Annotated in this window: 14 protein-coding genes; 5 read left to right on the top strand and 9 right to left on the bottom strand. The window is 69.7% G+C overall.

All coding sequences use genetic code 11. The features are described from left to right. The first annotated feature begins 51 nt into the window (after positions 1-51). Positions 52-3,135 (top strand): sensor histidine kinase, encoded by a 3,084-nt coding sequence (locus J2X20_RS02050; protein ID WP_310260153.1) that lies wholly within the window; start codon positions 52-54, stop codon positions 3,133-3,135. Positions 3,136-3,180: 45 nt separating this feature from the next. Here J2X20_RS02050 and J2X20_RS02045 read toward each other — a convergent pair whose 3' ends face one another. The 9 genes from J2X20_RS02045 to mutL all read right to left on the bottom strand — a co-directional run bounded on the left by J2X20_RS02045 (position 3,181) and on the right by mutL (position 14,769). After that, positions 3,181-4,983 (bottom strand): ABC transporter transmembrane domain-containing protein, encoded by a 1,803-nt coding sequence (locus J2X20_RS02045; protein WP_310260150.1) that lies wholly within the window; start codon positions 4,981-4,983, stop codon positions 3,181-3,183. A gap of 61 nt (positions 4,984-5,044) precedes the next feature. After that, positions 5,045-6,079 carry a lipocalin-like domain-containing protein gene (locus J2X20_RS02040; RefSeq protein ID WP_310260147.1) on the bottom strand — a complete coding sequence of 345 codons (1,035 nt, stop codon included), beginning with the start codon at positions 6,077-6,079 and terminating at the stop codon, positions 5,045-5,047. A 195-nt stretch (positions 6,080-6,274) separates the two neighbouring features. Further along, positions 6,275-8,815 (bottom strand): ABC transporter permease, encoded by a 2,541-nt coding sequence (locus J2X20_RS02035; RefSeq protein ID WP_310260144.1) that lies wholly within the window; start codon positions 8,813-8,815, stop codon positions 6,275-6,277. Continuing rightward, complete coding sequence (locus tag J2X20_RS02030; protein WP_310260141.1) at positions 8,812-9,465, bottom strand: ABC transporter ATP-binding protein; 654 nt, start codon at positions 9,463-9,465, stop codon at positions 8,812-8,814. The genes J2X20_RS02035 and J2X20_RS02030 overlap by 4 nt, the downstream gene beginning before the upstream one ends. Next, positions 9,462-9,671 carry a type II toxin-antitoxin system antitoxin gene (locus tag J2X20_RS02025; protein WP_310260136.1) on the bottom strand — a complete coding sequence of 70 codons (210 nt, stop codon included), beginning with the start codon at positions 9,669-9,671 and terminating at the stop codon, positions 9,462-9,464. Before J2X20_RS02025 ends, J2X20_RS02030 begins: the two co-directional genes overlap by 4 nt. Positions 9,672-9,677: 6 nt before the next feature. Further along, positions 9,678-10,562, bottom strand: coding sequence for an SPFH domain-containing protein (locus J2X20_RS02020; RefSeq protein ID WP_310260133.1), 885 nt, complete (start codon positions 10,560-10,562; stop codon positions 9,678-9,680). A gap of 81 nt (positions 10,563-10,643) precedes the next feature. Then, a complete protein-coding gene (gene miaA / locus J2X20_RS02015) occupies positions 10,644-11,558 on the bottom strand; it encodes a tRNA (adenosine(37)-N6)-dimethylallyltransferase MiaA (protein WP_310260130.1) in 915 nt (304 codons plus the stop codon). 100 nt (positions 11,559-11,658) lie between these two features. Next, positions 11,659-12,900 (bottom strand): pseudouridine synthase, encoded by a 1,242-nt coding sequence (locus J2X20_RS02010; protein WP_310260127.1) that lies wholly within the window; start codon positions 12,898-12,900, stop codon positions 11,659-11,661. A gap of 18 nt (positions 12,901-12,918) precedes the next feature. After that, complete coding sequence (gene mutL, locus J2X20_RS02005; protein WP_310260124.1) at positions 12,919-14,769, bottom strand: DNA mismatch repair endonuclease MutL; 1,851 nt, start codon at positions 14,767-14,769, stop codon at positions 12,919-12,921. Positions 14,770-14,818: 49 nt separating this feature from the next. On the opposite strand from mutL, the gene J2X20_RS02000 reads away from it, so the two are divergent. From J2X20_RS02000 to J2X20_RS01985, 4 genes are all read left to right on the top strand, one after another. Beyond that, positions 14,819-15,466: a DedA family protein gene (locus tag J2X20_RS02000; protein ID WP_310260120.1), complete on the top strand. Its 648-nt coding sequence runs from the start codon at positions 14,819-14,821 to the stop codon at positions 15,464-15,466. 105 nt (positions 15,467-15,571) lie between these two features. Beyond that, entirely contained in the window at positions 15,572-18,937 is a 3,366-nt protein-coding gene (locus tag J2X20_RS01995) for a S41 family peptidase (protein WP_310260117.1), read from the top strand. Next, complete coding sequence (locus tag J2X20_RS01990) at positions 18,937-20,280, top strand: cache domain-containing protein (RefSeq protein WP_310260114.1); 1,344 nt, start codon at positions 18,937-18,939, stop codon at positions 20,278-20,280. Before J2X20_RS01995 ends, J2X20_RS01990 begins: the two co-directional genes overlap by 1 nt. Continuing rightward, positions 20,277-20,909 carry a response regulator transcription factor gene (locus tag J2X20_RS01985; RefSeq protein ID WP_310260111.1) on the top strand — a complete coding sequence of 211 codons (633 nt, stop codon included), beginning with the start codon at positions 20,277-20,279 and terminating at the stop codon, positions 20,907-20,909. The genes J2X20_RS01990 and J2X20_RS01985 overlap by 4 nt, the downstream gene beginning before the upstream one ends. Positions 20,910-21,039 lie beyond the last annotated feature (130 nt).

The raw sequence follows: 21,039 nt of genomic DNA, 5'->3' as shown, positions 1-21,039 counted from the left end.
GAGCCTTTCGCGCTACGCTGCCGGGCGCCTCAAGCGGCAAAGGGATTCCCGGTGAATCAAGGTCAACGTCGAAGATGCCTCCTGCCCGGCCTGTGCTTGGCGTCGGCACTGCTCGCCTCGCCGCCGGCCGCCCTTGCGCTGGACCCACCCCTGCAGGTCACCCAATACGCGCACACCTCCTGGACAGCCCGCGACGGGGCCATGCTGGGCCTGGTCTTCGCGATGGCGCAGACGCCCGATGGGTATCTGTGGGTTGGTGGGTCATTTGGCATGTTTCGCTTCGACGGCCTTCGGTTCGTTCCGTGGCAACCGCCGAAGGGCCAGTTGCTGCCTGACAACCCCTACGCCTTGCTGGTGGCCCGCGACGGAACGCTGTGGATCGGCACCTTCAACGGGCTTGCCAGCTGGAATGGCGTCGAGCTGACGCGGTATCCGCAGATCGACAGTGGGTTTGTGACGTCGTTGCTCGAGGGCCGCGACGGCACGATCTGGGTCGGCCTGCTCGGAAACCCGGGGCGTTTGTGTGCGGTTCGCGCAGGACAGGCCGAGTGCGTCACGCAGGACGGCGGCTTCGGCCAGTTTGTCTGGAGCCTCGCCGAGGACGGTGCCGGGGTGCTTTGGGTGGGTGCGGACTCAGGCCTGTGGCGATGGAAGCCCGGGCCTCCCCAGCGATTCGAGACACCCGGCATGCGCGTGGGCGACTTGAGCACGACCGCCGATGGAGAACTGCTGGTCGGCATCCGGGGCTCAGGCATCAAGCGGATGGCCGGCGACAAGTTGCAGCCTTACCCGATGCAAAGCGCTGCCAGGCCCGGCGAGTGGCTCACCGACCGCGAGATCAAGTCCAACAAGTTGCTGCGCGATCGCGATGGCGGTCTTTGGGTCGGGACCGAGGGCCACGGCATCGTCCATCTGCAGGAGGGCAAAGCGGACGCGTTCACCCGGGCAGATGGTCTCTCCGGCAACATCGCCTGCAGCCTCTTCGAAGACCGCGAGGGGAACATCTGGTTTGGCAGCGAGAAGGGGGTGGACCGTTTCCGCAAGCTGCCCGTCACCACCATGTCAACGCCGCAGGGGCTGCCCAACGAAGCAACGAAGGCCGTGCTGGCCACCACGGACGGCAGCGTCTGGGTGGCAACGAACGATGGCCTGGCCCGGTGGAAGGGCGGTACCCCTACCGTCTACAGGGAACGCGACGGGCTGCCGGATGCGCAGATGCAGTCCCTGTATCAGGACGCCGATGGGCGACTCTGGGCGAGCACGGGCCGCGGCCTGGCCTACTTCGCGGCTGACCGCTTCGTCGCGGTCCGTGGCGTGCCTGGCAAGGAGTTCTACTCCATCACGGGAGACGTGGCGGGCAACCTCTGGCTGTCAGGCAACGAAGGTCTGGGGCGGCTGCACAAGGGCCGATTCGTCGAGAACATTCCGTGGGCAGCGCTCGGTCGCCGGCAGCAGGCCAAGGTCATCGTCGCCGATGGCGGCGGCGTGTGGCTGTCCTTCTGGCAGGACGGCGGGGTGTTGTATTTCAAGGATGGCGCGGTCCGGGCGAGCTACGGTGTGGCGCAAGGGCTGGGTGCGGGCCATGTCGCGGGTCTGCGGCTCGATGCCGACGGGGCCGTGTGGGCGGCCACGGAAGAGGGTGGCCTGAGCCGCATCAAGGATGGCCACGTCGCCACGCTGACGGTCGGCAATGGCCTGCCCTGCAACACCATCCACTGGTCGACGCTGGACGACGACGGGTCGCTGTGGATGTACGCATCCTGCGGCCTCGTGCGAGTCCTGCCTGAGGACCTCGCGGCCTGGATCGCCGACCCGGGTCACAGCGTCGCTCCGAAGCTCTGGGGCGCCGCGGATGGTGTCCCGCTGCTGGCCTTCTCGCCGGCCTACTTCAATCCTCCCGTGGCCAAAGGCCCGGATGGCAAGCTCTGGTTCGTGTCGGGTGCCGACGTCCAGGTGATAGACCCTGCGCACCTGCCGATCAACCCGCTGCCTCCCCCGGTCCATATTGAGACTCTCGTCGCCGACCAGAAGTCCTACGCCGTCGCCGATGGCCTTCGCCTGCCCGCGCTGGTGCGCGACATGACGATAGCGTTCACCGCGCTCAGCCTGGTCGACCCGAAGAGCACGCGCTTTCGCTACCGGCTGGAAGGGCATGACAGCGATTGGCAGGAGGCCATCGACAGGCGCCAGGCCGCCTACACGAATCTGCCGCCGGGAAACTATCGCTTCCGCGTGAAGGCGTCCAACAACAGCGGCGTGTGGAATGAGGAGGGCGCGCAGATCGAGTTTTCGATCCCGCCGGCCTTCCATCAGACGACCTGGTTTCGCCTGGCCGCTGCGGCGCTGCTCGTCGGCCTGGCATGGAGCGGCTTCCAGTTGCGGCTGCACATGCGCATCCGGCGGCTGCAGCGCCAGTTCGAAGCCAGGCTGGAAGCCCGCGTCGCCGAGCGAACGCGCATCGCCCGCGACCTGCATGACACGCTGCTGCAGCATTTCCACGGCTTGTTGCTGCAGTTCCAGGCCGCATTCAATCTGCTGCCCGATCGCCCCCGCGAGTCGAAGCAGGTCCTCGCGAGTGCCATCGACCGCGCGGCCGCGGCGATCACCGAGGGCCGTGACACCGTGCAGGGTTTGCGGACCTCGACCCTGGAGACGAACAACCTCGCTGACGCCTTGCGGGCGCTCGCCGACGATCTTGCCCACGAGAGCGGTCATGCGGCGTCCGCGCACGTCGACGTGCAGGGCAGGCCGCAGGCCCTGCATCCCCTCGTGCGCGACGAAACCTTCCGCATCGCCAGCGAGGCGCTGCGCAATGCCTTCCACCACGCCGAGGCGAAGCGGATCGACGTCGAGATCCACTACGACGCGCGGCAACTGTGGGTGCGGGTGCGTGACGACGGCAAGGGGATCGCCCCGGAGGTGCTCAGCCTGGGCGAAAAGCAAGGCCACTTCGGCTTGAGCGGCATGCGCGAGCGCGCCGAGCTTGTCGGCGGCAAGCTCACGGTCCGCCCCGGCCCGGAGAAGGGAACGGAAGTGGAATTCACGGTGCCCGGCGCGCAAGCCTACGGCAAGCCGCCACCGGCGCGATCATGGCTTGCGCACAAGAGGTTCGCTTCCGGCGAGGTGGGCGAATGATCATTCCCGGCATGCGCATGCGGCTGCCGCCGGACGGGGGACCGCTCAGGCCACGTCCGCGTCTGCAATCAGCCCGAACTGCATGGCCGCCAGCTTGGCATACAGCCCGCCGCGCGCGACCAGCTCCTCGTGTCGGCCAATGTCCACGATGCGCCCCGCATCCAGCACGACGATGCGGTCGGCCTTCTGGATCGTCGCCAGGCGGTGGGCGATGACCAGGGTCGTGCGGTGCTGCATGGCGGCTTCCAGCGCGGCCTGCACGACGCGCTCGCTCTCGGCATCCAGGGCGCTGGTGGCCTCGTCGAGCAGCAGCAGCGGCGGGTTCTTCAGCATGGCGCGGGCGATGCTGATGCGCTGGCGCTGGCCACCGGACAGGCGCACGCCGCGCTCGCCGAGGAAGCTGGCATAGCCCTCCGGCAGGGCGCGGATGAAGTCGTCGGCAAAGGCGGCCTTGGCGGCGGCCATGACTTCCGCGTCCGTCGCGTCAGGGCGGCCATAGCGGATGTTCTCCATCGCCGTCGTCGAGAAGATGACGCTGTCCTGGGGTACCAGGCCGATGCTGGCGCGCAGGTCCTTGAGGCGGAGCTCGCGGGTCTCGACGCCGTTGAGCCGGATGGAGCCCGACTGCGGGTCATAGAAGCGCAGCAGCAGTTGCAGCACCGTGCTCTTGCCGGCGCCGCTGGGGCCGACCAGGGCGACGGTCTCGCCGGGGGCGATATTCAGGCTGAGCCTGTCCAGCGCAGGCGTCGCGGGGCGCGAGGGGTAGTGGAACTGAATGGCGTCGAACTCGACGCGGCTGCCGCCGGTTGTCACGCCCAGGGCGCGCGGTTGTGCGGGCTCGCCCACCGGCGAGCGGGCTTCCATCAGCTCGATGAGGCGCTCGGTGGCACCGGCCGCGCGCAGCACGTCGCCCCAGACCTCGGCCAGCACCGCCACGCTGCTGACCAGCAAGGTCACGTAGACCACCGTCTGCCCCAGGTGGCCGGCGCTGATCTTGCCGGCGATGACGGCCTGGGTGCCCTGATACAGGCCCCACAGCATGGCGCCAAAAACGGCCGTGATGATGAAGGCCACCATGAAGCTGCGGATGCGGGTGCGCTTGCGGGCGGTGTCGAAGGCCGCCTCGCTGGCATTGGCGAAGCGCTTGGCCTCGGCACCCTCCTGGGTGTAGCTCTGCACGACGGTGACGGCGTTCAGCACTTCCGCGGCGATGGCCGAGGTGTCGGCGACGCGGTCCTGGCTGGCGCGCGAGAGCTTCCTCACGCGGCGGCCGAAGTAGAGGGCCGGTGCCACGATCAGCACCAGGATGCCCAGCACCTGGCCCATCACATAGGGGTTGGTGACGACCAGCATGACCAGGGCACCCACGCCCATGACCATATTGCGCAGACCCATGGACAGGCTGGAGCCGACGACGGTCTGCACGACGGTGGTGTCGGTCGTGATGCGGCTCAGCACCTCGCCGGTCTGCGTGGTCTCGAAGAACTCGGGACTCTGGCGCAGCACATGGGTGTAGACGGCATTGCGCAGGTCGGCCGTCACGCGCTCGCCCAGCCAGGTGACCATGTAGAAGCGCGAGGCCGAGAACAGGCCGAGTGCCGCGCCGACGGCGAACATGGCCAGAAAGTGCTCGCGCAGGGCCATCAGGCGCTCGCCGGCGTTGCCGGCCGCAAAGCCCGCGTCGATGAGGCCGCGCAGGGCGATGGGGAAGGCCAGCGTGGCCAGGGCGGCCAGCAGCAGGGTCACCAGGGCCAGGGCGATGCGGCCACGGTAGGGGCGCAGAAAGGGGGCCAGGCCGCTCAGGGAGCGGGCTTGCTTGGAGGCGGGACGGTCGGTGGTGGAACTCATGGTGTGGGGTCAACGCGGCGCCACCGGGAGGGTTGGCGTCGCATCCGGCGCGCATTGTGGGTCACGGCAGTGGCGGCCTGCCTGCGTAGCCGGTCAATTCCAGATAGCCGGCGCCGAGTGGTCGCTTCTGCAGGTCGAACAGCTGCGAGGCGCCTTCCCAGTAGACGAGACCGCTGCTGTGGCGGGCGTCGATCTCCTGGACATCGAAATACGTGGCCAGCAGCATCTCGCCGGCGGGGCTCTTCAGCCGCCACTCGACGGGATAGCGCGCGCCGGTGGCCGGGCTGGTCCAGTGGCGTGTCGGCGTCATCTCGACCTCCTCGGGCGCAAAGCTGCGGTCGGCTTGGCCAGGCGTGCGCAGGCTGCCACCGGCCCAGTCGCGGCTGCCGTCCTTGCGGCGCAGCTGGAACAGGGTCAGGGCGCGGCCGTCATGCAGATTGATGCCCAGCCAGTCCCAGCCCGCGGTGTCGCCGAGATATTGGTCGCTCCATTCATGATCCAGCCAGGAGCGCCCCGCAAGCCGGGACCGCTGGCCATCCAGCGTCAGCGTGGCCTGGGTGGTGAGCTGGGGCCGCGTGTAGTAGTGGCTGAACTGCTCGGGGTTGGCGCCCTTGCGGGACAAGCCGGCTTCGCCCTGCAGCAACGGCGCCTCGGCCGTGCTCAGGTTCAGCTCCAGCGCGAAGCCGGGGCCGTTGAAGGCGGCGCGATAGCCGTCGCCGCTGCGCTTCAGCGTCCAGTCGCGCAGCTTGACGTCGCAATCGCCCGTCAGCGTCTGCACGGTGCCGGGCAGGGCGCGCAGCAGGCGCTGGGCATGGCGCTGCTTGCGGGCGCCGAGGTCGGACAGGGCCACGTGGCCGAGCAGCAACTGCTTTGCCGCCAGGCCGCTGGGATGGTCGGCCGGCGCGGGCCCCGGCAGGCGGAAGAAGGTCAGCTGGTAGCCGAAGCGCGGCGGTGCGTTGTCGCCGTCGCCGAGCAGGCCCGTCAGATACCACCACTCAATGCCCTGGGCCGGGTGGGCACCGAAGTCGGCTGGGAATTGCATCGCAGCTCGTGCCGGCAGCGGCAGCGCGGCGAGCAGCAGAGCGCGTCGCTTCATATCAGTTTTCCCTTCGCCATTGGTGGCACTCGCGGTACCTCAGACTGCTTGTTTCGGGCCGAGCGCTGGGCCGCTCCCGAGCCGGCCCGGCTGGCGATGTGCTTGCGGCTCGATGCCGCAAGCATCGCCGTCCCCGAGGGGGACCGGTCAGACGCACCTCGTTCAGCGGTGTGCGGCTGGACGAGGGGCTTCAATTCATGCGTCCTCCCTCACGGCGCGTACGGCGTCGGTGCCGAGGGCGCGCCGGCCGGCCAGCAGCGAGGCGCCGACGGCTGCGGCAAAGGCCAGGCCGACGAGGACGGCCAGGCGCAGCAGCGGCAGATGCATCTCCATGCTCCAGTGAAAGCTCTGCGGGTTGACGACATAGACGAGGATGGCGCTCAGGCCCAGGCCCAGAGCCAGGCCTGCGATGGCGCCAGCGCCGCCCTGCAGGCTGGCCTCGATGAGGAGCAGCCGCATCAGCTGGCGCTTGGACAGGCCCAGATGCCGCAGCAGGCCGAACTCGCGCTTGCGGGCCAGGGCCTGGGCCGACTGGCTGGCGATGACGCCGAACAGGCCCACGGCCAGGGCCACGGCCTGCAGCCAGACGGTGATGGCAAAGCTGCGGTCGAAGATCTTCAGCGACAGCGCACGCAGCTCGCCCGCGGCAGCCATCTCGACGTTGTCGCCGCCGAGCTTGCGCACCGCGGCACGCGTGGCCTCCAGGGACTGGCCCGGCGCCAGCCACAGCGCCAGCTCGGCCGTGCTCGTGTCGCCGCTGGCACGGCGGTAGTCGTCCAGGGCCATCCACAGCGCCGTGTTCTGGCGTGAATAGTCGCGCCAGACGCCCTGCACCTGCAGTTTCAGCAGGCGGCCGCCGTCGATCAGCTCGCCCTGCAGCACCTGCCCGGGCTTGAGCCCGTCACGGTCCCGCGCGGCCTCGTTGACCCAGACGGGCAAGGCGTCGGCTTCTCGGACGCCGCTCCAGCGCTCGACCAGGGGCAGGCCGCCGGCGCTGACGTCACGCGCGGTCAGGGCCACGGCCTGGCCGCTCGCGGCCAGGCGCAGCCGCGCCGTGACCTGGGGGGAGCTGCGGGCCACTTCGGGCAGTTGAGACAGCGACTGCAGCAAGGCCGGCGGCAGCGGCGCGGGCAGGGCGTTGGCGGCGCGCAGCGCGCTGCGCACGTAGAGGTCGGCCGGCAGGGCATCGTCCAGCCAGCGCAGCAGCGACTCGCGGAAGCTGCCGATCATGACCGTCATGGCCACCGCCAGGGCCAGGGCGACGAGGACGCCGGCCAGCGAGCGGCGCGCCTCGGTGGCCTGGTCGCGGCTGCGTTCGCGGGCCAGCAGCAGCAGGGCATTGGCCGGCAGGTGGGAGAGCAGGGCCGTCATGCCCTGCACCAGCGCCGGCACCAGGGCCAGGCCGCCCATCAGCAGCAAGAACATGGCTGCATAGGCGCCGACCGGCGTGTCGCCCCATACAGGCGGAAGCCCGGCCAGGGCGGCGCCCAAGCCGAGCAGGGCCAGGCCCGCCCAGGCCGGCAGCGTGCGGCTGGCCGGCAGGCCCAGGCCCTTGAGCACCAGGGCGGGGGCAATGCGCCTGACCGTCAGCGCCGGCGCCAGCGCCGCCACCAGGGCGGCAGCGAGGCCGAGTGCGCCGTAGACGAGGGCCGGTACCAGCAAGGGCTGGTTGAACAGCAGCTCGGCCGAGGAATCGCTGGCGCCATGCAGGCCCAGATCACTCCCCATCAGCTTGAGCGCACCGGCGGCCAGGCCCACGCCCAGGGCCAAGCCCAGTCCCGTGCCGACAAGGCCGATGACCCCGCCTTCGGTCAGGATCAGCCGCCAGCGCATGCGCGCGGACACGCCCAGCACGCCCACCAGGGCCCATTGCGGCAGGCGCTGGGCGGTGGCCAGGGACAGCACGGCATAGACCAGGAAGCTGCCGGTGAACAGGGCCATCAGCGCCAGCAGCCCGAGATTGACGCGGTAGGAGCGCGTCATGTCGGACAGGCGGGCGCCGGCGTCGTCGGGGGGCGTGGCCTGCCAGCGCGCGGGCAGGTTGGCGGCCCAGGCCTTGGCGTCGGTGCCGGGCGCGAGCTGCACGTCGATGCGGTCCAGGCTGCCGAGGCGGCCGAACAGGGCTTGCGCGTCGGCAATGTCCAGCACGCCCAGCGGTGTGTTGTCGGCGATGACGCGGCCGCCAACGGCGAGCTCGATATCACGCGGCTTGCCGTCGCCGGGCAGGCGCAGCGTCAGCGTCTTGGCGCCGGCGGGCAGCAGCTTGCGGGCCGCGGCGTTCAGGTGCACGACGTTGGCGCCGAGCAAGCCGCCCACGCCGCTTTCGACCTGGGGCGTCAGCTCGGGCGCCAGCGGGTGGCCGGCGGCGGCCGAGGCCAGCAGGGCCAGGGGGTCCAGGCCAATGAGGTGGATGGACAGGCCGCGGCCGCCGGGGCCGACCTGGCCGGGCCACAGAGCCATGGCCTCGACGACGGGACTGGCCGCCGTCACCTCGGGGCGGTTCAGCAGCTCGACGAGATCGGCATCGGTCAGCGCACCGGCGCGGGCCTTCAGCACCAGGTCGGGCTGGCCGTTGACGCCGCGTGCGGCTCGCGCGAACTCGGCCAGGGCCGCGCCATTGAGCAGATGCACGCCGAAGGCCAGGGCCACGCCCAGCATGACGGCGATGACGGCCAGCACGACGCGGCCGGGCTGGTCGCGCCAGGCAGGCCAGGTGAAATGGCGCCAAAGGGTCATGCGGCGTGCAACCCGCTGGCGTCCAGGCGCAGCTGCCGGTCCGTGGCCTCGGCCGCGCGCTCCGAATGCGTCACCAGCAGGCAAGCCGCGCCGGCTTCCAGCGTGCAGCGCCTCAGCAGTTCCAGCACCTCGCCGGCATGGCGGGGGTCGAGGTTGCCGGTGGGTTCGTCGGCCAGCACGAGGCGAGGGCGATGCACCAGGGCGCGTGCGATGGCCACGCGCTGCAATTGCCCACCGGACAACTGCCGGGGCATGCGTGCCGCCAGGGCGCCGAGCTCGACGGCGGCCAGCATCTGCTGCACGCGCTCGTCGTCACGCTGGCCCAGCAGGCGCAGCGGCAGGGCGACGTTGTCGGCCACGCTCAGATGCGGCAGCAGATGGAAGGCCTGGAAGATGAAGCCCAGCTCGCGGCGGCGCAGCGCCGAGCGGGCCTCGTCGTCCAGGGCGCGCAGGTCCTGGCCCGCCAGCGTGATGGAACCGACATCGGCCTCATCCAGGCCGGCCAGGCAGTTCAGCAGCGTGGACTTGCCGCTGCCCGACTCCCCCAGCAGGGCGACGATCTCGCCCGCTTCCAGGTCCAGGTCCACCTCGGAAAACACCGCCACCTCGCCGTAGGACTTCGCGAGGCGGCGCGCACTCAAAAGACTCATGACCCGGATTCTGGGTCCTTGCGCGCGGCGCTGGCCCGACCCTGGGGCGGCGCGAGCTTGACGCCGCGCCGGGCCAGGGCTTCGCGCAGCAGCAGTTCGGCCTGGGCATTGGCGCTGCGCAGCTCCGTCGCCGCCAGGCGCTCGACCTCGGCCCACAGGGCCGGGTCGATGCGCAGCGGGAAGGATTTCTTTTCGGGGCTGGCCATGCCTCTTCAGGTGTAGAGGGTCCCAGTATTGACGACCGGCTGGGTCTCGCGGTCCGAGCACAGCACGACCAGCAGATTGCTGACCATGGCCGCCTTGCGCTCGTCGTCCAGCACGACGATCTGGCGTTCGCTCAGGCCCTGCAGGGCCGTCTCGACCATGGTGACGGCGCCCTGCACGATCTTGGCCCGCGCGCCGATGATGGCTTCGGCCTGCTGGCGGCGCAGCATGACCTGGGCGATCTCGGGGGCGTAGGCGAGGTGGCTGATCTTGGCGTCCAGCACGTCGACGCCGGCATCGTGGAAGCGCGCCTGCAGCTCGACGCGCAGGGCCTGGGCCACGGCGTCCTGGCCGCCGCGCAGCGTCACGCTGTTGGTGTCGGCTTCGTCGGAGTGGTCATAGGCATAGCAGGTGGCCAGATGGCGGATGGCGGCCTCGGCCTGCACGCGCACATAGGCTTCGTAGTCGTCGACCTGGAACAGGGCCTGGGCCGTGTCGCGCACCTGCCAGACGATGACGGCGGCGATCTCGATGGGGTTGCCGCGCTGGTCGTTGACCTTGAGCACCGGCGCATTCAAGTTGCGGTCGCGCAGTGAGACGCGCTTCTTGACCGACAGCGGGTTGGCCCAGCGCAGGCCGGCGCCGCGGTCGCTGCCGGTGTAGGCGCCGAACAGCGTCAGCGCGGCGGCCTGGTTGGGATTGAGCAGGTAGAGCCCGCCCATCACGAACAGGCCCAGCAGGCCCAGCGGGATGCCGACCACCGGTGCACCGCGCGTCAGCATCAGCATGCCCAGCCCACCCAGGGCCAGGCCAACGAGGGCCATCAGATAGCCATTGGCGGCGCGGGCCGGCTTCTCGGTCACGAGGGTACGCGACGGGGCGGAGTTGGACATGGTGGAACCTGTCTCAAAAGTGAATCAAAGTGATATCACTTTAGCTGAAGTTTCCGGCGCGTCAAGCAAAGGGGAACAACCCTAGCCGAGCAGGCGCTGCAGCCCGGCCAGCAGCTCGGCGATGGGCTGCACGCCGTCACAGGCGATGACGCGGCGCCGGGGCATGCTGCGCAGCCAGGTCACCTGGCGCTTGGCGAGCTGGCGGGTGGCGGCGATGCCGCGCTCGCGCAGGTCCGAGAAGTCGTTGCTATCCAGGGCTTCCCAGGCCTGGCGGTAGCCGACGCAGCGCATGGAGGGCAGGGCCAGGCTCAAGTCGCCGCGGGCGCGCAATGCCTTCACCTCGTCGATCAAGCCTTGCTCCAGCATGGCATCGAAGCGCTGGGCCAGGCGCTCGTGCAGCCAGGCGCGGTCGGTGGGCTCCAGCGAGAACAGCGGCCAGTCCACACCCTCTTCACGTGAGGCGGCATGCAGGGCGCTCAGCGGCTGGCCGGTCAGGCGGATGACTTCGAGGGCGCGCTGGATGCGCTGGCTGTCGTTGGGGGCGAGGCGGGCGCCGGTCTCGGGGTCGAGCTGGGCCAGCTCGGCGTGCAGGGCCGGCCAGCCGCGCTCGGCGGCTTCGGCATCGATGGTGGCGCGCAACTCGGCATCGGCCTGCGGCAGGGCCGACAGGCCGTCGAACAGAGCCTTGAAGTACAGCATGGTGCCGCCGACCAGCAGCGGCAGCTTGCCGCGCGCGCTGATCTCGGCGGCGAGGCGCTTGGCATCGCGCACGAACTCGGCAGCCGAATAGCTCCCGGTCGGGTCGAGGATGTCGATCAGGTGGTGGGGCACGGCGGCCTGTTCGGCGGCCGTGGGCTTGGCCGTGCCGATGTCCATGCCGCGGTAGACCAGGGCCGAGTCGACACTGATGATCTCGACCGGCAGCACCTCGGCAATCGCGAGGGCTGCCGCCGTCTTGCCGCAGCCGGTGGGGCCGGCCAAACAGACAGGACTCATCGCAGCTGTAGTGCCTTCCCAAGCGGCAGCCGTGGAACCGGCTTTGCCGGGCCACCAGCTGCGCCCCCTTGAGGGGGCCGGCGAAGCCGGTAGGGGGTGTTCAGAATTTTTCCCATGGGGCCAGATAGCGCCACTGCCCGACGGGCAAGTGGCCGAGAGGGATGCGGCCGATGCGCACGCGCTTCAGCCCGACGACCTTGAGGCCGACCAGTTCGCACATGCGGCGGATCTGGCGCTTCTTGCCCTCGCGCAGCACGAAGCGCAGCTGATGCTCGTTCTGCCAGCTGACCTTGGCGGGCTTGAGCTGCTCGCCGTCCAGTTCCAGGCCGTGGTTGAGCAGGGCCAGCTTGTCGGGCGTCAGCGCGGCGTTTGGCAGCGTGCCTTCGGGCACTTCATGGCCGACGAACTCGACGCGCACGAGATATTCCTTCTCGACATCGGAGTCGTCGCCGATCAGCACCCTGGCGATGCGGCCATCCTGGGTCAGCACCAGCAGGCCGGTGGAGTCGATGTCCAGCCGACCGGCGGGGGCCAGGCTGCGGTGGTGGTTGGGATGGGGGCGGATGCCCGAGGGATCGTCCTTCCAGCGGTTGTCGGGCTGGAAGAGCACGACGGCGGGCTCGTAGCCGTCCTCGGCCTGGCCGGACACATAGCCGATGGGCTTGTGCAGCAGCACGGTGACGAGCTGGGCCTGGGCCTGACGGGCGGCGGGGTCGATGGTGATCTCGACGTCAGGGCCGACGCGCTGGCCCAGCACGGCGACTTTGCCGTTGACACGCACCCATCCCGCGGCGATCCATTCATCGGCCTCGCGGCGCGACGACATCTTCAGCTCGCTCATGCGCTTGGACAGGCGCTCGCCGTCTTCGGCGCTGACCTCGCGGGCGGGGTTCAGGCGCTGCTGCGGGCGCTGCGGCGGCTCGAAGCCGGGGCCGCGGTTGGAGGCGCGGCGCTGGTCGACGCGCGGGGGGCGATCATCGCGCGGGCGCTCGTCCGGGCGGACGCGAGGGCCGCGCTCAACGCGCTCGTCCGGCCTTGCGCGCGGGCCACGCTCGGGCCGCTGGGGCGCATCGCCGCGTGGCTGCTGCTGCCATTCGGGCTTGAAGGCGCCGCCGGTCTTGGGCCGTGCGGGACGTTCTTCGCCAGCCGGTGCAGGCCGCTCGCGCTTTTGCTGAGCCTTCTGGAACTGCTCCTCGCGCTCGGCCCGTTCGGCCTGCGCCTTGGCCAGCGTCGTGCGGGGCTTGGAAACGCCCTTGCCGCGCACCGGCGCGCGCTTCTCGCCCTCGGCATTGCGGGTCTTGGCGGCGGGCTTGGGCTTGCCCTTCAGGGTGATGGTGGCCATGTCGTGCTTCTTCTTTCTTCAGCGGCCACGCAGGAACAGGGCGTCCAGCTCGCGCATGTCGAGCTGGCGCCAGGTCGGGCGGCCGTGGTTGCATTGGTCGGCGCGCTCGGTGGCTTCCATGTCGCGCAGCAGGGCGTTCATCTCATTGAGATTGAGCTGGCGGTTGGCGCGCACGGCGCCATGGCAGGCCATGGTGGCGAGGATCTCGTGCTGGGCACGCTCCAGCACCGAGCTGGCGTCGAACTGGGCCATCTCGGCCAGCAGCTCGCGGGTCAGGGCGACCAGGTCGCTGGCCGCCAGCAGGGCGGGGCGGGAGCGCACGGCCAGCGTGCGGGTCGACAGCGGCGACACGTCCAAGCCGAGCTTGGCCAGGGTCTCGGCGTGCTGCTCGGCGGCGGCGACTTCCTCGGCCGTGGCCGCAAAGCTGACCGGGATCAGCAGGGGCTGGCTCTCGATCTGCGTCGCGCCCAGGCGGGCCTTCAGGCGCTCGTAGACGACGCGCTCGTGGGCGGCGTGCATGTCGACGATGACCAGGCCCTGCTTGTTCTCGGCCAGGATGTAGACGCCCTGGATCTGCGCGATGGCCCGACCCAGCGGCCAGTCCTCATCGGGCAGGTTCATCTTCAGCGTGAGGGTCGGTGCGGCCGGCGTCGCGGGCGCAGGCTCGGCGGTCTCCCCGGGGTTCCACAGGGCCTCATGCTGCACCAGCGACAACCTGACCTGCTCGGCCGTCGGCGGCACCGGTGCCACGAAGGAGGATGACTGATAGGCCGGGCGCGGCTCGGAGACGAAAAGCGTAGCCGGCTGGGTGGGCTCGAAGGCCAGCGGTGCCATCGCCGACTCGACGCCGGCGGCGTCCGCCCGCGACTGGGCCAGCGCATCGATGAAGGCGCGGCGCACGGATTGATGGATGGCGCGCCCGTCGCGGAAGCGCACCTCGATCTTGGTCGGGTGCACGTTGACGTCGACCAGCTCGGGCGCGATCTCGATGAAGAGCACATAGCTGGGCTGGCGCTGGCCGTGCAGCACGTCCTCGTAGGCCGAGCGGATGGCGTGGCTGATGAGCTTGTCGCGCACATACCGGCCATTGACCCAGACGTACTGCTGGTCGGCTCGCGAGCGTGCCGCCTCGGGCAGGCCGGCGCGGCCGGTCAGGGCCAGCGGGCCGGCGCTGTGCTCGAAGGCGCGGCTTTCGGCGATGAAGTCCTCGCCCAGCACGTCGCCGATGCGCTGCTCGATGGCGGCGGGGCGCCATTGGTCGACCAGCTTGCCTTCGTGCCAGATCGCAAAGCCGACGTCGGGCCGGGCCAGGGCATGCCGGCGCACCGCCTCGACGCAATGGGCCAGCTCGGTGGCGTCGGTCTTCAGGAATTTGCGGCGGGCCGGCGTGGCGAAGAAGAGCTCGCGCACCTCGACGCTGGTGCCGCGCGAGCGGGCGGCGGCGCCCAGCTCGCCACTGCGGGCGTCCAGGCGGTGGGCATGGGCTGCATCGGCGGTGCGGCTGGCGATGGCCATCTCCGACACCGAGGCGATGGCCGCCAGCGCCTCGCCGCGGAATCCCATGGTGGCGACCGATTCCAGTTCGTTCAGCGAGGCGATCTTGCTGGTGGCATGGCGCTTCAGGGCCAGCGGCAGCTGGGCGACGGGGATGCCGCAGCCGTCGTCCTCGACGACGATGCTGCGCACGCCGCCGGCCATCAGCTTGACGAGGACGTTGCGGGCACCGGCATCCAGCGCGTTGTCCACCAGCTCGCGCACGACCGAAGCGGGCCGCTCGACGACCTCGCCGGCGGCGATCTGGCTGATCAGCTCGTCGGGCAGTTCGCGGATGGCACGGGGTGGGGCGGGGTCGGGCAGGGGCAAATCCATCCCTGGGATTATCGGCGGCCGGTCACAAAGCCCTCGGGATAATGCCCCGATGGATTTCCTGACCTTCCTCATCGACTTCGTCCTGCATGTCGACCAGCACCTGGCCAACTTCGTCGCGAGCTACGGCGCCTGGGTCTATGCGCTGCTCTTCCTGATCATCTTCGTGGAGACAGGCGTCGTCGTCATGCCCTTCCTGCCGGGCGACTCCCTGCTCTTTGTCGTCGGCGCCATGTGCGGCGTGGGCCTGATGGACCTGGGCCTGTCCATGGGCCTGCTGACGCTGGCGGCCATCCTCGGCAATCAGAGCAACTACACCATAGGCCGCCATTTCGGGCCACGCGTCTTCCAGTGGGAGCAATCGCGCTTCTTCAACAAGGCCGCCTTCGAGAAAGCCCACGCCTTCTACGAGAAGTACGGCGGCATCACCCTGGTGGCGGCCCGTTTCATGCCTTTCCTGCGCACTTTCGCGCCCTTCGTGGCCGGCGTGGCGCAGATGACGCGGCGCAAGTTCACGCTGTTCGACGTGGGCGGCGGCGTGCTGTGGGTCTGCGGCATCACGCTGATCGGATATGTCTTCGGCAATGTGCCTTGGGTCAAGACCCATCTGGACAAGATCATCTGGGCCATGATCCTCATCCCCGGCCTGGTCATCATCGGCGGCGGCCTGAAAGCCAAGTTCAAGCGCCAGACAGGCTGACTCGGCTGGCTAACTTTTGGCGGGCCGGGCGGCTGGCCCTAGAGTTCGAGGTTTTGCGCCGGCGACCGGCTGGCGCTGACACCGTCATCCCACCCGGAGACCTCGATGCTGATTTCCCGTTCCGTCATTGCTGCGGCGGCCCTGCTGGCGACGCTGGGCCTGGCCCAGGCTGCCGAGCCGACGCTGATGCTGCGCCAGCCGGCCGTGTCCAAGGATCATCTGGCCTTTGTCTATGCCGGCGACCTCTGGCTGGCCGATCGCAATGGCGGCAACGCCCGCCGCCTGACCAGCCATGCGGCCAGCGAATTCGCGCCGCGCTTCTCGCCGGATGGCAAGAGCATCGCCTTCTCGGCCAGCTATGACGGCAACACCGACGTCTACGTCATCGGCCTGGACGGCGGCGCGCCCAAGCGCCTGACCTGGCATCCCACGCCGGACGTCGTCAGCGGCTGGAGCCCGGACGGCAAGCGCGTGCTGTTCGCCTCGCCGCGCGAGGTGCTCAACAACCGCAGCAACCAGCTGTTTGAGGTCAGCGTCGACGGCGGCTACGAGCGTCAGGTCATGAAGGCCGTCGCCTACGAGGGCGCCTGGTCGCCCGACGGCAGGCAGCTGGCCTACCGGCCCTACAACGCTGCCTATGCCGGCGCCAGCGGTTGGCGCCAGAGCCGTGGCGGCACAACGCCGCCGGTCTGGATCATGGAAATGGCCAGCCAGAAGTGGCAGCAGATCCCCCATGTCAACGCCAGCGACTCGGCCCCGGTCTGGGCCGGTGGCGAGGTGGTCTTCATCTCCGACCGTGCCGACGGCGCGGCCAATCTCTTCGCCTTCAATCCGGCGACGAAGTCGCTGCGCCAGCTGACCCGCGAGACGCAGTGGGATGTGCGCAGTGTCGATGCCGTCGGCACCACCCTGGTCTACGAATCGGGCGGCCGCATCAAGCAGCTCGAGCTGTCCGGTGGCGAGCCGCGCGTACTCGACATCCAGCTCGCCAGCACCGCACCCCTGGCCCGCACGCAGTGGAAGGACGCCGGCAAGACCATCACCCAGGCCCGGCTGTCGTCCACCGGCAAGCGCGTGGTGGTGAGCGCCCGCGGCGAGGTCTTCACCGTGCCGGTCAAGGACGGCTCGGTGCGCAACCTGACCGAGACGGCCGGCGTGCGTGAGAAGGATGCGCTGTGGAGCACCGACGGCCAGCGCATCGCCTACATCTCCGACGCCCCCGGCATGCGCCATGAGGTCGTGCTGGTGGCCCAGAACGGCCTGGGCGCCAAGGAACGCTTCCTGCTGCCCAAGGAGGGTTACTTCACGCTGGCGGACTGGTCGGCCGACGGCAACCAGCTCGTGCTGGTGGACAACCACCTCAACCTCTACCGCATGGGTCTGGCGGCCGGCCCGCAGCGCGGCCAGCTCGTCAAGGTGGCGACCGACGTGCGCCGTGGCGGCGTCGACATCGCTATCTCGCCGGACAGCCGCTGGCTGGCCTACACCAGCTCGGGCGACAACTACTTCGGCCGCATCTGGCTGCACGACCTGACGACGGGCCGCAACCACGCCGTCACCGACGGCCTGGCCCACGCCTCCAGCCCGACCTTCTCGGCCAAGGGCGACTACCTCTACTTCACGGCCTCCATCAACAGCGGCCCGACGGCCGTCGGCCTGGATCTGTCGACCCAGGAGCGCCCGCGCCGTGTCGGCCTCTATGCCCTGGTGCTGGCCGCCGACGGCAAGTCGCCGCTGGCGCCCAAGACGGGCGACGAGGATGGCAAGAAGGACGAGAAGAAGGACGACGACAAGAAGGACGAGGCCAAGAAGGACGACAAGAGGCCGGATGACAAGAAGGCTGATGCCAAAAAGGACGAAAAGAAGGACGACAAGGCCAAGCCGGAACCCGTCAAGCCGGTCAAGCCCATCAAGATCGACCTGGACGGCCTGGCCGATCGCGTTGTCGCGCTGCCGGTGGCCGAGCGCAACTACGACAGCCTGGCTGTCGCCTCCGACGGCGCTCTCTACTATCTGCAGCGCCCCCAGCCCGGCGCCAGCAACGAGCCGCCCCAGGCCGAGCGCCGCGCGACGGCCGAGTTGTGGCGCTTCGACTTCGAGGAGCGCAAGCCCAAGCTGCTGCGCAGCAACGTGGCCGACTTCTCGCTGAGCGAGGATCGCAAGAAGCTGCTGCTGACCGTGGCCAGCGGCAAGCTCGAGGTGGGCGACGCCAACGACAAGGGCGACAGCAAGCCGCTGGACACCTCGGGCCTGCGTGCCCGCGTCGACCTGAGGGCCGAGTGGAAGCAGATCTTCGACGAGGCCTGGTGGATGGAGAAGGACTTCTTCTACGACCCGGCGATGCATGGCCTGAACTGGCAGGCCGTCTATGACCGCTACCTGCCGCAGCTGGCCCATGTGCAGCGCCGCGAGGACCTGAACGACCTGCTGGTGCAGATGATTGCCGAGCTGCAGGTCGGCCACAACCGCACCGGCGGTGGCGACGTGCACCAGGAAGCGAGCGTCGCCGTCGGCCTGCTGGGTGCGGACTTCGCCGTGGAACAGGGGCGCTATCGCGTCGCCAAGCTCTATGCCGGCGACCGCCTCAATCCCAATCTGCGCTCGCCGCTGAGCGTGCCGGGCCTGGGCGTGAAGGAAGGCGACTACATCCTGGCCGTCAACGGCCATGAGCTGATTGAGCCGACCAACATCTACGCGCTGCTGGAGAACACGGTGGGCAAGCAGGTTGTCCTCGCGGTGGCGCACGACGCCACGGGCAAGGGCCGCCGTGACATCACGGTCGAGCCCATCGCCAATGAGAGCCTGCTGCGCCGCTGGGCCTGGATCGACGGCAACCGCCAGAAGGTGCAGCACAAGACCGGCGGCAAGGTCGCCTATGTCTACATGCCGGACACGGCCGGCCAGGGCTTCGAGCATTTCAACCGCATGTTCTTCGCCCAGGTCGACAAGCAGGCCCTGATCGTCGACGACCGCCGCAATGGTGGCGGGCAGGCGGCCAACTACGTGACCGAGCTGCTGGCGCGGCCCTACCTCGGCAGCTGGAAGGACCGCGACGGCCTGGTCTTCGACACGCCGGGCGGCGCCATCTACGGCCCCAAGGCCATGCTGATCGACCAGGACGCCGGCTCGGGCGGCGACTTCATGCCCTATGCCTTCAAGCGCGTGGGCCTGGGCCCGCTGATCGGCAAGCGCACCTGGGGCGGGCTGATCGGCATCTCCGTGAACCCGCCGCTGATCGACGGCGCCTTCCTGACCGTGCCCTACTTCCGCTTCTATACGCCGGAAGGCGAATGGCGCATCGAGAACGAGGGCGTGTCGCCGGACATCGACGTCGAACTCGACCCGGCCGCCGTCAACCGCGGTGAGGACACGCAGCTGGATGCGGCGATCGCCGACGTGATGAAGCGCCTGGAAGCGTGGAAGCCCATCCAGCGCAAGGCGGCTCCTGCCGCCGCCACTCTGGGGCGCTGATGCAAGCCTGGGCGGCCCTGTCCCTGCGGGGCCGCCTGTTCCTGCTGGCCCTGCTGCCGCTGCTGGCCTCGCTGGCGCTGATCGCGCTGGCCGTGCGCCAGCAGGAGAGCGAACTGGCGGCCCGCGAGCATGCCCTGGTGCGCGCCAGCTATATGGACGCGCGGCGCACCGAGCTCAAGCATTACGTCGACCTGGCCGTCAGCACCATCCAGCCCCTGCTGGGACAGCCCGGCGGGCAGGAGAAGGCGCTGGCCATCCTGTCGTCGCTGGACTATGGCCGCGACGGCTATTTCTTTGTCTATTCGCTCGACGGCCGGGTGCTGATGCATTCACGCCAGCTCGAGCTGATCGGGCAGAACCTGTGGGAGCTGCGCGACCCGCAGGGCCGGCCCACCATCCAGCAGCTGATCGCCCAGGCGCAGGCCGGCGGCGGCTATGTCGAATACCTGTGGCGCAAGCCCTCCAGCAGCCTGCTGGCGCCCAAGCTGGGCTATGTCGTCGCCGTGCCGCAATGGGACTGGATGCTGGGCACGGGCCTCTACATGGACGGCATCGAGGCCACCATGGCCGAGCTGGAGCGCGGCGCGCGCCAGAACATCACCGCCACCATGCTGTGGGTAGGCGCCGTGGCCGTCTTCGGCGTGGCCCTGATCAGCGCCGGCGCCCTGGTGCTCAACCTCAGCGAGCACCGCAGCGCCGAGGCCAAGCTGCGCGCCCTGGCCCGCCAGGTCGTGCAAAGCCAGGAGGACGAGCGTGCGCGGCTGGCGCGCGAGCTGCATGACGGCGTCAGCCAGGCCCTGGTGGCCACCAAGCTGCTGATCGAGTCGGCCCAGCACGAGCCCGAGGGGGCGGCGCGGTTGCAGGAGCTGGCGCTGAAACAGCTCAACGGCACGCTGGCCGAGGTCAGGCATATCTCGCATGCGCTGCGGCCGGCCCTGCTGGACACCCTGGGCCTGGCCGCGGCCCTGCAACATCTGGCGGACGAGTTCGACGCCGCCGGCGGCACGCATTTCCAGGCCGGCGTGGAGGGCGAGGAGGTCGATCTGCCCGAGGCCGTCAAGACGGCGCTGTTCCGCATCGCCCAGGAGGCCCTCAACAACGCCGCGCGGCATGCGCATGCGACGACGGTCCGGCTGGGGCTGCGTTTCGAGCCTGGCGGCGGCGTCACGCTGGAGATCCAGGACGATGGCCAGGGCTTTGACGCCGAGGCGGCCCAGGCCGTGGCGGACCAGGGCCTGGGCCTGCGCAGCATGCGCGAGCGCGCGGCGGCCCTCGGCGCGCGGCTCAGCCTGGTCAGCGCGCCTGGACTCGGCAGCCGGCTCACGGTCAAACTGTCGGCATGAACGCGCCCATCCGCATCCTGCTTGTCGACGACCATCCCATGGTGCGCGAGGGCCTGGCCGTGCGGCTGGCCTCGGTGCCCCGCTTCGAGGTGGTCGGCGAGGCCGGCGGCCGGGCCGAGGCGATGGAGCAGTTGGCGCGCTCGGCGCCCGACGTCGTGCTGATGGACGTGGGGCTGAAGGACGGCAATGGCATTGCCCTCGGCGCCGAGATGCTGGCCGCGCGGCCGGCCGTCAAGCTGTTGATGTTCAGCATGTATGACAACCCCGAGTATGTGCAGCGCGCCCTGACCGCCGGCGCGCGCGGCTATGTGCTCAAGGACGCGCCGGCGACCGAGGTCGTTTCGGCCATCGACGCGGTGGCGGCGGGCGGCACCTTCCTCAGCGCTGCCGTGTCGGGCCGGCTCTTCCGGGGCCAGGCGCCCAAGCCCGTGCTGACGCCGCGCGAGAGCGAAATCCTGAGCCTGCTGGGGCAGGGCGCCTCCAGCAAGCAGATCGCCCGCGATCTGGACCTGTCGGTGCGCACCGTCGAGGCCCATCGCCAGAGCATCAAGCGCAAGCTCGAGCTGGAAGGCCAGGCGGAGCTGATCCGGTATGCGGTCGAGCATGCACGGGAAGCCGCAATGAAATGACTCGCGCAAGCGCGCGAGATCCCTCGTCAGCAGGGACTTGATCCCCCTAGATTGCCATGCTAGAAGCGGGCACTTTTGCCGTCTCGCCCTGAGTTTGAAATGACTCGCGCGCTGGCGGGAGAAACTCACT

This window comes from Roseateles saccharophilus, from assembly GCF_031458095.1.
GTDB lineage: Bacteria > Pseudomonadota > Gammaproteobacteria > Burkholderiales > Burkholderiaceae_C > Pelomonas > Pelomonas saccharophila_A.
The sequence above is the reverse complement of the archived record's forward strand: the minus strand, read 5'-3'. Positions and strand labels throughout refer to the sequence as shown.